The following is a 14,047-nucleotide window of genomic DNA, read 5'->3' as shown; positions in this document are numbered from 1 at the left end:
GGAAAATGCAATCGCGGATAAGGGAAGCTCCGCGCGGGGGCAGGGAATTACAGCGCCTTGGCAGTCTCGTAGCCTGCGCCGATGGCGTCCTTGATGGTGCCGACTTTGTTGGCATCACCGATCAGGTGGTAGCTTGCGCCGGCGGCCTTCAGCATCTCCTCCAGCGCCGGGTCGGCCTTGTAGCCCATGGCCAGAACCAGGGTGTCTGCGTCGGCGATGCAGTGCTGCTGGCCGTCCTTGGTGTACCAGATGCTCGATTCGTCCACCTTCTCCACCTTGGCGCCGCAGATCATCTGCACGCCCTTGGCCATCATCCGCTGCACCAGCAGGCTGCGGCCCGGGCCGGACTCGCTGGCCATTACGCCGGGAGCCATTTCCAGCAGGGTGATCTCCCGGTTGCGGGGGTACAAATCGTTCACCAGCGGGGCCAGGTAGTCGGCAGTTTCGCAGCCCACCGAGCCGCCGCCGATCACAACGATCTTACGGCCGGGGAAGGCGCGGCCCGCCAGCACATCGTCGGCGGTCATCCACTGCTTGAAGCCGGTGAAGGCGGGCACCACAATGGGCTGTGCGCCCGCGCCTGCGATCACCTCGTAGCCCTTGAACTCGCCCTCCAGCATGGCCTGGTCCACGGTGCAGTTCAGGCGTACCTCCACGCCCGCGCCCTCCAGACGGCGGGCCATGTACTGAATCAGTCTGGTCAGGTCCTGCTTGGCGATGGGCACCGCGGCAATGCGCATCAGGCCGCCCAGCTCGGCGTCCTTCTCGCACAGTACCACATGGTGGCCACGCTTGGCGGCCACGAAGGCGGTCTCCATACCGGCGGGGCCGCTGCCGATCACCAGCACGTTCTTCTTCTCGGGGGCGGGGGCCAGGGTGTCCTCGTTCTCCAGCTCGAAGGAGGGGTTCACGGTGCAGGCGACCCGCTTGCCGAACATGATGCCGTTCAGACAGCGCAGGCAGCCGATGCAGGGGCGGATGTCGTCGGCCTTTTCAGCGGCCACCTTGTTGGCGAACTCGGGGTCGCACAGGTTCGCGCGGCCGATCATGCAGATGTCCGCTTTGCCGTTGGCGATCAGCTCCTCGGCGATCCAGGGCTCGGTGATGCGGCCCACGGTGGCCACCGGGATGGACACGTATTTCTTGATCTCGGCGGCGGTGGCGGCGTGGGAGCCCATGGGGGTGCCGGGGGCGGGGATGGAGCTGCCCCGGGCGATGGTGGTGCCGCCGGAAACGTGCAGGAAGTCCACACCGGCCTTTTCCAGCTGCTTGGCCACGTAGATCATGTCGTTCAGGTTCAGGCCGCCGTCGGTGTACTCGCTGCCGGAGATGCGCACGTCAATGATAAAATTCTTGCCGCAGACCCGGCGAACCTCCTCGATGACCTCAAGCGTCAGGCGCAGGCGGTGGTCGATGTCGCCGCCGTATTCATCGGTGCGCTTGTTATAGAGAGGAGACAGGAAGCCGCCCAGCAGGCCGTGGGCGTGGGCCGCGTGAATCTCCACACCGTCGGCACCGGCGATCTGGGCGCGCTTGGCGGCCTCGCCGAACTGACGGATGATGACCTTCAGCTCCTCGCGGGTCACGGCGCGGGGCGCCTCCTTGGCGTAGTAGGGGCCCACGTTGGAGGGGGCGATCAGCCGGGGAGTGCCGGGCAGGGGGAAGGCCATGTGGGCCGGGTGGAACAGCTGGGGCAGGATCTTCGCGCCGTACTCGTGCACGCCGTCGGCCAGCTTCTTCCAGCCGGGGATGAAGGAATCGTCGTAGATGCACATGTCGCCGGGCAGGTAGCAGTAGGTGGGCTCCACGGTCACCACCTCGGTGACGAACAGGCCGACGCCGCCCTTGGCGCGGGCTTTGTAGTGCTCCACCAGCTCGTCGGTCACGTAGCCCTTATCCGCCAGGTTGGTGGACAGGGGCGGCATGAAGATGCGGTTTTTCACGGTGGTCTCGCCGATTTTGATGGGCGAGAGCAGATGCTCGTATTTGCTCATAGCCAAACTCCTTCGTATGGAGCACGGGGCCGCTGGCCCGCCGTGCCAGTTGGGTGCGTTCGTTTCGTTGGCCCCATTATAGCACGGCCGGGCGGGCAAAAGCCCGGGCGCTGGTTGCCATCAACGGCGGGATTTTGTTAGAAGTTTGACGGGTTGGGTCATAAAAACGCCGGGAAAAGACAAAAAATGTCGGTTTTAGCACGCTGAAACGCCAAAACCGACATTATTTGTTCTGGGAATAAAGACTGAAAATAGAGGTCAATCCTGTTTCGGCCCGAACTCCACCACCAGCTTGCCCTGCTGCTGGGTGAGGGCGGCGGCTCCTTCGCTCTCGCACACCACCGCCTCGCCCCGGCGCAGGATGGAAAGGCCGGGGGCCTGGTAGATCATCTGGTCCGGCTGGCGCAGCAGATGGTCCAGCAGGGCCAGGTGGGCTGCGTCCAGCCGCATTTTCTGGTCCGCGCCGGTCTCGCTGTAGCGCAGGTTCTGCAAAAAGCGCTTGCGATAGACGCTGGGCAGAATGCCGTACATTTCTTTAAAGGCGGCGGCGTAGGCCTTGGCGCTGGCCATGCCGCAGTCCAGCGCGATGGCCTCGATGCTCTCCTTGCCCTCCAGCAGAGCCTCCAGCGAGGCCCGCACCCGCACGTAGGAAAGATACTTCACAAAGGGCAGGCCGATGTGCTTGGTAAACAGCTTGGAGGTATAGGACACACTGAAGGAAAGCTCCTTTGCAACGTCCTCCAGGTGGATGTCCCGCCGGAAGTTCCGGTTGATGAACCGGATGGCCCGGCGGGAGCTTTCGTGCAGCGGCGACTGCAGCGGGATGGACTCCATCGGCCGGTGCGCTCCGCTGGCGCACAGATCCGCCAGCTCCATCATCAATGCGTTCAGCTGGAACAGGCTGTGCTCCGGCCGGGTGAGCAGCCGCAGCAGCCGCCCCAGGGTCTGGCGCACCCGGCCCAGCAGGGCGGCGTTCTCCGCTTCGGTGCAGACCAGGGTGGAGAACAGGCCCTCCACGTCGCCCACCAGGGCTTCGGGCATCCGCTCGAAGTCGATGTGCACCGTGAGGATCACACTGGCCGCGCCGTTCTCCGCGCCGGGGGCCTTGCGGATCATGTGAATCTCGCCGGGGGCGATGAGGGCCAGCTGGTGGCGGTCCAACATGCGGGAAAAGCCCTCGGTAATCACCTCATACTGCCCCTCCAGCACGTAGGAAAGCTCCAGGCTGGTCTGCTGGCTGAACACCTGCCGGTCAAAGCCGTTGATGCTCAAACTCAGGGGGTGGCCAAACTTCTGGCCGGAAAAATCGTAGTAGGCGTTCATGTTCTGCATGGCGGTTCCCCCCCTTTTTGCTTGCGGCTTGGCGGCGGGCCGTTAACGGCCGCTGTTCACGAAGATGGTGCCCAGGTCGTAGAGAATGTCGTGGGGCAGCATGCCGTACTGGCCCAGACGGGCGGCGCACCGGTCCGCGGCCGCACCGTGCAGCCACACCGCGCACACCGCCGCGTACAGCGGGTCCAGCCCCTGGCACAAAAAGGCGGTGGTCATGCCCGCCAGAATGTCGCCGCTGCCGCCCCGGGCAAGGCCCGCGTTGCCGGTGGTGTTGCAGAACACCTCGCCCTGGGGCCCGGCCACGATGGTTCGGTGGCCCTTCAGCACCACCACGCACCGGTTGGCCCGGGCATAGCCCGCGGCCACGCTCTCCCGGCTGGCGTTGATCTCGGCAGTGGTCACCCCGCACAGCCGGGCCATCTCGCCGGGGTGGGGGGTGATAATCAGGGGAAGGTTGGCGGGCCGGGGCAGGCTGGGCATGGCCGCCGCGGCGTTCAGGCCGTCCGCGTCCAGCACCAGGGGGCAGCCCGCGCTCTCGCCCAGCTGCTCCAGAAGGGCCGCGGTGCCCGCCGTGTTGCCCAGTCCCGGCCCGAAGAGCATGGCGTCCGAGCCACGGGCCGCCTGCAAAATGCGGTCGGCTTCGGCCACATCAATGCCGCCGTCCTCGCCGGTGCGGCAGGGCAGGAACACCGCCTCCGGGCAGCGGGCGCCCACCGCCTGGATCACCGGCTCGATGGCCGCCAGGGTCAGCACCCCGGCCCCGGCCCGCAGCGCACCCTCCACTGCCAGCGCCGCCGCGCCCCGGTACTGATTGCAGCCGCAGACGCACAGCAGCTTGCCGTAGCTGCCCTTGTGGCTGTCCGGCTTGCGGGCGGGCAGATGCTCAAACACCAGGCTCGCCGTGATCTCCTTTGCCATATCCGTTCCTCCCCTTTTTCGCCCGGCGGCATGGCCGGGCGGAGTGTTTTGTGGTATGATTTTATTATACCTATTATACTACAACCGCCCCCGGGCGGCAAAGAGATGCAAGGCAAAGGAGTGTGGCCCCATGGACCAGCGTTTGGAGGAATTGATCGCAAAGAGCAATAACATTGTGTTTTTCGGCGGCGCGGGGGTGAGCACCGAGAGCGGCATCCCGGACTTCCGCAGCGTGGACGGTCTTTACAACCAGCAGTGGAAGTACCCGCCGGAGCAGATCATCAGCCACAGCTTTTTTGAAGCCGACCCCGAGGAGTTCTACCGGTTTTACCGGGCCAAGCTGATCGTGAAGGACGCAAAACCCAACGCGGCCCATCTGCGGCTGGCCAAACTGGAGGCCCAGGGCAAGCTGCGGGCGGTGATCACCCAGAACATCGACGGACTGCACCAGGCGGCGGGCAGCAAAAACGTGCTGGAACTGCACGGCAGCACCCTGCGCAACTACTGCACCCGGTGCGGTAAGTTCTACCCGGTGGAGTTCATCGCCGAGAGCGAGGGCATTCCCCGGTGCGAGTGCGGCGGCATCGTGAAGCCGGATGTGGTGCTCTATGAGGAATCGCTGGACCAGAAGGTGCTGACCCGGGCCGTGCGTGCGCTGGAGGCAGCGGACCTGCTGATCGTGGGCGGCACCAGCCTGGCGGTATATCCGGCGGCAGGCCTTCTGCGCTATTACGGCGGCAGGGAGCTGGTGGTCATCAACATGACGCCCACCCCGGCGGACAAGCTGGCTACCCTGTGCATTCAGCAGCCTATCGGCCAGGTTTTGGGAGAAAATAATAGAATTATTCAATAAAATCACAAAAAATCATTAAAAACAGACAAAAACAGTTGCAACCGTCCCCGCTGTGCTGGTATAGTTAAGTTATAAAGGATCATACCCGGCGCGGATAATTTTATGAATATTGGGGGCGTTGTTATGGAACGGACACAGAAGATCCCGCCGAGGGCCAAGGCGTTCATGATCTGCCTGCTGGGCGCGGAATACGCCCTGGACGCCGCCCGCGGCCAGGTGTTCGACGGGGTAAAGACCTGCCTGGAGCGGATGCGCATCGTGGCCGACATCGTGCTGCTCACCAACCTGAACGTGCGCTCGGCCTACAGCGAGTGGAATTTCCACAGTCTGCCCCCCTGCACGGCGGTGTGCATCAAACGGCGGGAGCTGGCCTACTGTGTGAACGAGCTGCTGAGCCGTGGCTATGACCGGCAGAAGGTTCTGGTGGTAGGCTTCGGGCCCCAGTGCCTGGCGGCGGCGGAGAAAAACGGCGTGCTGTTTTACCCCATCCTGCCGGGGCAGGAGGCGGCGTGCTGGCACTCGCTGGAGGAGGAAGCCCTGCCCAAGCTCTTGCACGGTACCTACGCGGGCAGCTACCAGCGGCGGCTGATGGCCCGCCACACCGCGGCGCTGGCCCAGGCGGGCGGCGAAGCGCCCGGGACCTGATCGGAACATACAAAGGGAGCGTTCTGCAAAAGAACGCTCCCTTTGTATGTTCGGTTTGCTCTTAAACGGACTGCTGCACCCGAACCATGAAGAAGTACCGCACCGAACCGCGCCAGCCGAAGCCCGCTTCCACCTGGTAGAGATACAGGCCCGGCGCGCTGGGGCTGATGATCTGACCGTCGCTCACGTCGGCCAGCTCCACAAAGTTTTCCAGCTCATCGTCCGACGCGCGCTGGATGCGCAGCGTCTTGGGCGGCAGCGAGAAATTGATGTCCAGCACGCTGTTGGGGGCCAGGTCCACCGGATACAGCTGCTCCCGCAGGGTGGCGCTGGTATAGGTGGGAGTATTCTTGGCCACGGTGGTGAAGAAGTTCCACTCGTACCCGGCCCGGAAGACCATTTTATCGTTCAGATTCATGTCTCCGTTCACCGTGATGGTGATGGTGGGCAGGGCCTGCTCCGGGTCCTTCACGTCCATATTTTCCCGGATCAGCACCGTGATGATGATGGCCACGGTCATGAGCACCGCGCCCAGCAGCAGCTTGCGGATCACAAGCCTTGGCGTATACATGCAAAAAAGCCCCCCTCGAACTGGTCACCGCCGGATCGTCCGGCGGATAGTTTCCTTTTCATTATATACGAACCGGCGGCAAAAATCCAGCGGCGGGGGTTGAAGGGCCCTGCAAAAGCGGGTAAAATTACAAAAGAGACAAAAACGGGGCAAATACGCCTTGAAAAGAGGGAGAAGAACCGATGAAAATCGTTGTGCTGGACAGCTACTGTGTGCGTCCGGGCGATCTGGACTGGACCGGGCTGTATGATCTGGCGGATGTGGTGGAGGAATACCCCCGCACCGGCTATGAACTGCTGGCCGACCACCTGCGGGACGCGGATTTTGCGGTGAGCAACAAGTGCCGCATCGACGATGCGGTGCTGGATGCCTGCCCGCGCCTTCGCTGGGTGGGCCTGACCGCCACCGGCACCGACAGCCTGGACCTGGAGGCCTGCCGCCGCCATGGCGTGGCTGTGGCCAACGTGCCGGGCTATTCCACAAACAGCGTGGCCCAGCACGCCTTCGCCCTGCTTCTGGAAGTGGCCAACGGCACCGCCGCCCGGGCCGCCAGCCTGCGGGACGGCTACTGGCAGACCGGCGTGCCGGACTCCTATGGCATTCGCCCTCATTTTGAGCTGGCGGGCCGAACCTTCGGCGTGGTGGGCTACGGGGCCATCGGCCGGGCGGCGGCGCGCATCGCGAATGGCTTTGGTATGCGGGTGATCGCCTATACCCGCCACGTGAAGCCGGAATATGCCGCCGACGGGGTGGAGTTTGTGCCCTTCGAGCAGCTTTTGGAGGACAGCGACGTGGTGAGCCTGCACTGCCCCGCCACCGCCGAGACCCGGGGCATGATAAACGAGACGGCCCTGGCGGCCATGAAGCCGGGGGCGATTCTTTTGAACACCGCCCGGGGCGCGCTGGTGGATGAGGCGGCGGTGTGCACCGCGCTGAAGAGCGGGCATCTGGGCTTTTATGCTTCGGACGTGGCGGCCCACGAGCCGGTGCGCCCGCAGGACGGGCTGCTCCACTGCCCGAACGTGCTGCTCACCCCTCACGTGGCCTGGGCCACCGAGGAGGCGCTGGCCCGGCTGAGCGCCGAGGTGTGCGCCAACCTGCAGGCATTTTTGCGGGGCGAACGGCGCAATCTGGTATAAAAAACAAAGCGGGGCCCGGCCCCTTGGCAAACGGAAAGGAGCGGGTGGATTGACCCCCTTGAAACGGCAGTTTTTTCGCTATGCGCTGCCCAGCATGCTGAGCCAGCTGCTGAACAGCTGCTTTATCATCGTGGACGGATTTTTCATCGGCCGGAACCTGGGCGACATCGGCCTGGCGGCCATCAACGTGGCCTGGCCCATCACCGCCTTCATCCAGGCGGTAAGTCTGGGTCTGGGACTGGGAGGCGCGGTGCGCCTTTCCACTGCCCTGGGCCGGGGCGATAAAGAAGAGGCCGCGCTGGCCCGGGGCAACACCCTCACAGCGCTGGCCGCGGCGGGCGTGGCCATGAGCGTGGGGCTCTGGCTGGCCTGCCCGGTGATTCTGCCCCTGATCGGCGCGAAGGGGGAACTATACGCCCCGGCGCTGGAATACAGCCGGATGATCTGCGCGCTGGCTCTGGGCCAGACCATCAACACCGGCGCGCTGCCCCTCTTACGAGGCTGCCACAAGACCATGCAGGCCATGAGCTTTACCGTCGTGGGCCTGCTGAGCAACATCTTCATGGACTGGCTGTTCATCCAGGCCTTTCAGTGGGGGCTGGCGGGCGCCGCAGTGGCCACCGGCTCGGCCCAGATCCTCTGTGCGCTGCTGGCGGTGCCCACGCTGCTGGCCGCCCGGGAGCTGCCGCTGCGCCGGGCGGATTTCGCCCCCCGCTGGCGGATGATCCGGGGCATCGTGCAATACGGCATCTCGCCCTTTGGCCTCTCCATCTCCACCAGCGTGATTCTGCTCATCACCAATTTGCAGGCGCTGCACTGGGGCGGCACCCGGGGCGTGGCGGTGTATGCGGTGCTCAGCTATGTGCTGGGTGCGGTGATCCCGCTGGTGAGCGGCGTGGGCGACGGCGTGCAGCCGCTGCTCAGCTATGCCCGGGGCGCGGGCGAGTGGGGCCAGCTGGCCCTGCTGCGCCGGTGGGGTTTGAGCCTTGCGGTGGGTATGGCGGTTTTGTGCAGCGTTCTCACCTGGGTGGGCCGCAGCCAGCTGCCGCTGGTGTTCGGGGCCAGCCCGGAAGCCACTGCCGAGGGCGCGGCGGCCATGTGGACCCTTTGCATCGGTTACCCCTTTATGGCGGTGGTTCGCTTTTGCAGCAGCTACTTCTGCGCGGTGGGCGAGCCGGTGTTCAGCGGCATTCTGGCCTACGGCGAACCGCTGGGTACCCAGCCCCTGATGCTGCTGGTGCTGCCCCTCTTTTTGGGACTGACCGGCGTGTGGGTGGCCTGGCCCGCGGCGGTGGCCCTGACGGCTGTGGCCGCGCTGGTACTGCTGGCGGTGCAGGAGAGCAAAGAGCCCCCGGCGGCTAAAAATGAAAATCTGGCCGGGCAGCGGCCCTGACCATTCGAATAAACGGCCCACAATGGAACGGGCCAAGCAAGGAGGAACCACCATGGAAGAGAAAAAGACCGTGGCCGGAGCGACCGGCGGTACGCTGGTGAACTTTGTGCTGCTGGAGCAGCCCGCCTTCGACCGGGAAAAACTGATTCGGGACCTGCAAAGCGAATGGGCCCTGCCGGTGAACGGGGAAAAGGAAGCCCCCGCCACCGGCAACGTGGTGTTTGACGACCAGGGCATGATCGCGGCGGTGGCCCTGATCGACGCGCCGGTACCGGAGGGCGAGGCGGAGCAGCAGGCCAAGACCAACTACTGGTGGCCCCAGGCGGTGCAGGCCGCAGCGGCCCACAAGGCCCATCTGCTCATCACCGTTCTGCCCCAGGGACAGGGGAGCCCGGTGGATGCGGCCAAGCTGCTCACCAAGGTGAGCGCGGCGGCCTGCGGCCAGCCCGGCGCGCTGGGCGTGATGGCGGCAGGCACTCTGCTGGCCCCGGATTTTTACCGGGCCGTGGCCGATACCATGAAGGAGGACGTGCTGCCCATTCTGAACTGGGTGTACTTCGGCCTGTGGCAGAGCGAGCAGGGGGTGTGCGCTTATACGTATGGCCTACAGGACTTTGAGCTGCCCGAGCTGGAGATTTTACATAGCGCCCGCCGCCCGGTGGAGCTGCGGGACCTGCTGGTGGGACTGGTGATGGACCTGCTGGAAGGGGACCTGGAACTGGCCGAGGGCCAGGTGCTGGCCGCCGGGGACGGCGTGCCGGTTCCGGTGAGCCGCAGCGCCGGTGTGGCCGTGGAAGGCGAGAGCTTCAAGCTGGGCTTTTGAGCACAGGGAATTTGACACAGGAAACAGGGAAGGAGAACGAAACAGGGGATGACACGGCTGTTGGACGAAAAGACCCGGACCCGTGCCGAGAAATTAGCGGCTGAGGGCCGCTGGTACGACGCGCTGGATCTGGTGCAGGATCAGGTGGAGGGAGCCATCGATCTGGGCCTTGTCAGCCGGGAGCAGATGCGCGCGGACCTGGAGCTGGCGCTGCTGGTGGCCCGGCTGGACCTGGGCGCGGCGGAGTACGAGGCCTGGCAGCAGGCGGTGCAGTGGCTGGCCCGGCTGGAAGAGCAGGGCCAAAGCAATCTGGAATGGTGCCGCAGTCTGGCCTTGGCCCGGCTGTATACCGGCACACCCGAAGAGGCGCTGCGTCTGGCCCGCATGGGTCTCGCGCTGGATGAACAGGACGAAGTCTGCCGGTATCTGGCGGCGGTGCTCGCCGCCCATTTTGGCGACAAAGCCGAGGGCATCGCGCTGCTGGAAGCGGGCCTTGCCGCCCACCCCGGCCAGCGCCGCCTTGCGGACGCCTTGGAGCGCTTGCAGGCGGGGCAGAGTCTTGAACAGATCGAGGTGGCCCGGCTGGAGGCGGAGGGCGTCTGCCCGGCCCAGAGCGAGGAGCGGGCCAGCCATGGCCTGCGCACCCCCGCCGAGGAAGCAGTGCTGTGCATGCTGGGCGACGACGAGGGCTTGGCGAAGGCCGCCGCGGCCTTCGGGGCGGAGAATCCCCTCTTTGAGGGCATCTACTGCTTTGCGGACCTGATTTTTCAAGGCGATCTGGTGAACCTGCGGCTGGACATGAACCAGCGGGGCGCGGGCAAGATCGGCCAGGACTGGGCCGCCGCCCTCACCGCCCGGCTGGAGGAGCTGGACCGGCTGGCCAAGGCGGCCATCCGCAAAAAGGAGCCGGGCCGCCGGCTGGAGCTGGCCCATCTGCTGGTTGAGCGCAGCGGCTGCTTCCGGCTGGGGTACCAGGTGGGCCGCAGCCGGGAGGAACGGCTTTTTGCCTACCAGCGGTTCGACCCCCGGTTTGAAATTTGGGGCGAGCCGCAGTATGAGGACTACTCGGCGGATGAAGTGCCCCTGCCCCCGGAGGAGGAGACGGCGGAGTCTCCGGTTCCCGCTGCCGCCTATACAAAAGAGCAGAAGGACCGGCTGATCGAGCATCTGCGCCGCTGGCTGGGCCCGGTGGACCGGGTGATCCCCCCGGCCGAGCGGGGCGGGGTGGAGCTGCTGGTGCTGGGGCCCACCCGGCACCGGCATTGGACGGTGCTCGTCACCTGCGGCATGGGGGCCGCGCCCATGAACGTGCCGCCGGAGCTGGCGGGCTTCGGGGCCGAGCGGGCCGAGATCATGATGTATCTGCCCCCGGACTGGAACGCCCTTTCCGCCGACCCGAAGGACGCCTGGCCGGTGGGCTGGCTGCGGCTGCTGGCCGCCATGCCCCGGGAGCAGGGCACCTGGCTGGGCTGGGGCCATACCATCCCCAACGGGCGGCCCTTTGCCCCCGGCTGCGGCTTCACCGGGGTGATGCTGCTCACCCCCGGCGGCGTGCCGGACGCGGCGGCGGTCTGTCCGCTGCCCGGCGGGGGCGAGGTGAACCTGTACCAGGCCGCGCCCCTTTACAACGAAGAGATGGCCTATAAGCTGGAGCACGAGGCCGAGGGGCTTCTGCGCCTGTTCGACGAAACCCAGCTGGAGCCCCGGGCCCCGCTGGGCACTCCGCTTCGGCCCAACGCCTGCCCGGCAAAGGGCGGCGCGCCGGAAAACGAGGCCCTGCTAGAGCAGATCGAGGCCTGGAATGCGGACCGGCAGTACGAGCGGATTCTCGAGGCCATCCTGGCGGTGGAGCCCGAACAGCGCGGGCCGAAGCTGCTGGGCCAGCAGGCCCGGGCGCTGAACAATCTGGGCCGCTTTGAAGAGGCCTTGCAGGTGCTGGAGCAGTGCAGGGAGCAGAGCGCGGCGGATCCGCTGTGGCATTTCCGGGCGGGGTACGCCTGGTATCATCTGGGCAAAGAGGAGAAGGCGCTGGAGGCCTTTGACCGGGCGGACGAGCTGGCCCCCGGCGACGAGGAGACCGAGCGGTATCTGGACTGGTGCCGCAGTGCCATGGCGCTGCCGGTGCAAAAGCAGCCCTTCACCGAGCGGGTGCGGGATTACTGGGCCGCCTTTTCGGCCCGGGAAGCCGCGCTGCGGGCGCTGAGCGAGGCGGGCGAACCCCAAAAGGCCCGCCAGGCCCACGCCGAGCTGCTGGCCGGTGTGTTCGGCGGGGCGGAGTTCTCGCTGGACACCGGGTCGGACGGCAGGCTGCGGCTGGCGGTGTGGGCCGAGTGCATGCCCACCCGCTTGATCGAGATTTTGTATTGGCGGGAGCAGGCCCCTGCGGCGCTGGCCGAGCGCTGGGTGTTCTGGGCGGGCCAGCCCGCCGACCCGGAGGCCCCGGCCTTGAATCAAGTGCTGGCCTGGCCCCAGCGGCGGGGCGACAAGGCCGTGGTGGCCCTTTGGGCCCCCGAGCTGCATGCTGGGCAGGACATCGCCCCCGCGGCCCGGCTGCTGAGTCAGGCCATGGGCGAGGGAGCCGCGCTGTGCCGTGTGGAGCGGCTGGAGGTGCTGAGCGCGCCTCGGCCCCAGGGCGGCATGCCCCTGTGCGAATTGCGCAAACAGATGGCGGACTGGTTCTGCGGCGGCGACGAGGCCGCGCTGGACGAGGCCCAGACCATCGGCTGGAACTACCAGAACTATTGCTACGAGCCTGCCACCCAGGAAGACTGGGCCCTGCGGCAGGACGTGATCGCCGGTGCCACCTGCTGCAGCGAGCTGCTGGCGGACTACTACCGGGGCGACGATTCCCGGATGGACCGTTTGCAGGCGGATGGCGTGATCTGCGGCTTTTTCTTCTACAGCACCGAGCAGGTGCCGGAGGCCCAGCGGGTGGAGCTGCGGGGCCGCCTGGAGGATGAATTGCAGCAGGCGGCGGGGGAGAATGTGTGGATTCTGGGCGGGGCCACCGGCTTTGCCTATTCCTACATCGACTGCATCTGCTTTGATTTGAAGCCGGTGCTGAACGCGGCCAGCGCGCTGCTGAACCGCTACCCCTTCGCCGAGATCGGCTTCCACGTGTTCCGGCTGAACTGCGGCGGTGTGAACCTGCGGGACGAAGCTGCCCGGCCGGGAAAAGAACAGAACTGACTAAACAGAACAGCGCCCCCGGGCCTTGCCAGAATGGCAGGCCCGGGGGCGCTGTGTTTTTTGTTATTCCTCTTCCATCCGCTTTGCCAGTTCGGCGGCGTAGGCGCCCGGGGGCGGGGGCACCGGCACGGTGCCGCCCTGCCAGGCGGAAAGATAGGCCGCGTTGGTGAGCAGCAGGCTGTCCAGCGCGCTGGACACCGGGCAGAGCGGCGGCCGGTGCTCGGTGACTGCCGCCAGAAAATCCGCCACGATGGCCGCCTGCTGCACCTCGTTCGGCTCCTCCGGGCGGGACCACCATTCCTCGGTGTGGGGGATGGGGCCGAAATAGCCGGTGGTGTTTTGGGCAAATTCCCGTTCGTCCCGGATCAGGTGATGCATGTGGAAGTTCTTGTCGTCCTCCAGAACCATCCGGCCCTTGCTGCCGCTCACTTCCAGCCGGTTGGTGCCGGGGAATTCCCGGCTGGAGGCGATGAACTGGCCGGTGGCGCCGTTCGCCCAGCGCATGTGCAGGGTCACGTCGTTTTCCACCTGGATGTCCCGCTCGGCCCCGAATTCGCACAGGGCCGTCACCTCCTTGGGCACTCCGAACAGCCAGGTGAGCAGATCCAGCTGGTGGCTGGCCTGGGTGAGCAGCAGTCCGCCACCCTCGCCCTTCCAAGTGCCCCGCCAGGGCTGGCTGGCGTGGTAGGCGGGGGTGCGGTACAGGTTGGTGATGATCCAGCAGACCCGCTTGACCTGCCCGATCAGGTGCTCCGAGGTCACATTCCGCACCTGCTGATAGGCGGCGCTGGCCCGGCGGCAGTAGAGCACCCCGGCGGTCAGCTCCGGGTGGGCACGGCAGGCGTCCAGCAGGGCGCGGGCTTCGTCCGCGTCCACCGCCAGAGGTTTCTCGATCAGGGGATGCACCCCGGCCTTCAGCGCCTGCAGCGCCATGGGCACATGCTGGTTGTGGGGCGTGCAGATCATCACCACGTCAATAAGGCCGCTGTGCAGCATGGCTTCGTAATCGGTGAAGAGGGCGGTGTCCGGGGCGCAGAACTGGTCCCGGGCGGCGGTCAGGTGGGCCGGGCTGCGGCTGGACAGGGCGGTGACGTACCCGCCGGGGATTTTTCCCGCAGCGAACAGGCCCAGATACACCTGGGCAATGGAGCCGATTCCGGCGACGCCTACACGGAGCATGGCGATTCCTC

General features: G+C 66.0%; 11 protein-coding genes. 6 read left to right on the top strand and 5 right to left on the bottom strand.

Annotated elements, in window-relative coordinates:
* Positions 1–47: 47 nt before the first annotated feature.
* The 3 genes from B5G03_RS00935 to B5G03_RS00925 form a co-directional block, all read right to left on the bottom strand.
* Positions 48–1,994 carry an oxidoreductase gene (locus tag B5G03_RS00935; RefSeq protein WP_087179949.1) on the bottom strand — a complete coding sequence of 649 codons (1,947 nt, stop codon included), beginning with the start codon at positions 1,992–1,994 and terminating at the stop codon, positions 48–50.
* A 258-nt stretch (positions 1,995–2,252) separates the two neighbouring features.
* Complete coding sequence (locus tag B5G03_RS00930) at positions 2,253–3,326, bottom strand: helix-turn-helix transcriptional regulator (protein WP_087179948.1); 1,074 nt, start codon at positions 3,324–3,326, stop codon at positions 2,253–2,255.
* Between the two features lie 42 nt (positions 3,327–3,368).
* The gene (locus B5G03_RS00925) at positions 3,369–4,244 is read right to left on the bottom strand and encodes an NAD(P)H-hydrate dehydratase (RefSeq protein ID WP_087179947.1); all 876 of its coding nucleotides are present in this window, start codon (positions 4,242–4,244) and stop codon (positions 3,369–3,371) included.
* A gap of 130 nt (positions 4,245–4,374) precedes the next feature.
* Here B5G03_RS00925 and B5G03_RS00920 point away from each other — a divergent pair, with 130 nt between their 5' ends.
* Both B5G03_RS00920 and B5G03_RS00915 read left to right on the top strand, forming a co-directional pair.
* A complete protein-coding gene (locus B5G03_RS00920) occupies positions 4,375–5,097 on the top strand; it encodes an NAD-dependent protein deacylase (RefSeq protein ID WP_087179946.1) in 723 nt (240 codons plus the stop codon).
* A gap of 123 nt (positions 5,098–5,220) precedes the next feature.
* On the top strand, positions 5,221–5,742 hold the full coding sequence (locus tag B5G03_RS00915; protein ID WP_140401610.1) for a hypothetical protein: 522 nt from the start codon (positions 5,221–5,223) through the stop codon (positions 5,740–5,742).
* A 61-nt stretch (positions 5,743–5,803) separates the two neighbouring features.
* Here the strand turns inward: B5G03_RS00915 and B5G03_RS00910 are convergent, their stop codons facing one another.
* Positions 5,804–6,313, bottom strand: a complete 510-nt coding sequence (locus B5G03_RS00910; RefSeq protein ID WP_140401609.1) for a hypothetical protein — start codon at positions 6,311–6,313, stop codon at positions 5,804–5,806.
* A gap of 182 nt (positions 6,314–6,495) precedes the next feature.
* On the opposite strand from B5G03_RS00910, the gene B5G03_RS00905 reads away from it, so the two are divergent.
* From B5G03_RS00905 to B5G03_RS00890, 4 genes are read left to right on the top strand one after another with little or no spacing between them, the layout of a single operon-like run.
* Entirely contained in the window at positions 6,496–7,452 is a 957-nt protein-coding gene (locus B5G03_RS00905; RefSeq protein WP_087179943.1) for an NAD(P)-dependent oxidoreductase, read from the top strand.
* Between the two features lie 49 nt (positions 7,453–7,501).
* Complete coding sequence (locus B5G03_RS00900) at positions 7,502–8,845, top strand: MATE family efflux transporter (protein WP_087179942.1); 1,344 nt, start codon at positions 7,502–7,504, stop codon at positions 8,843–8,845.
* A gap of 52 nt (positions 8,846–8,897) precedes the next feature.
* Positions 8,898–9,668, top strand: coding sequence for a DUF4261 domain-containing protein (locus B5G03_RS00895; RefSeq protein ID WP_162613304.1), 771 nt, complete (start codon positions 8,898–8,900; stop codon positions 9,666–9,668).
* A 48-nt stretch (positions 9,669–9,716) separates the two neighbouring features.
* Complete coding sequence (locus B5G03_RS00890; protein WP_087179940.1) at positions 9,717–12,857, top strand: suppressor of fused domain protein; 3,141 nt, start codon at positions 9,717–9,719, stop codon at positions 12,855–12,857.
* Positions 12,858–12,920: 63 nt separating this feature from the next.
* Here B5G03_RS00890 and B5G03_RS00885 read toward each other — a convergent pair whose 3' ends face one another.
* Positions 12,921–14,036 carry a Gfo/Idh/MocA family protein gene (locus tag B5G03_RS00885; RefSeq protein ID WP_087179939.1) on the bottom strand — a complete coding sequence of 372 codons (1,116 nt, stop codon included), beginning with the start codon at positions 14,034–14,036 and terminating at the stop codon, positions 12,921–12,923.
* Positions 14,037–14,047 lie beyond the last annotated feature (11 nt).

Source organism: Gemmiger sp. An50, assembly GCF_002161595.1.
GTDB lineage: Bacteria > Bacillota > Clostridia > Oscillospirales > Ruminococcaceae > Allofournierella.
Note: the sequence above shows the minus strand (reverse complement) of the source record. Positions and strands in the feature narration are given on the sequence as shown.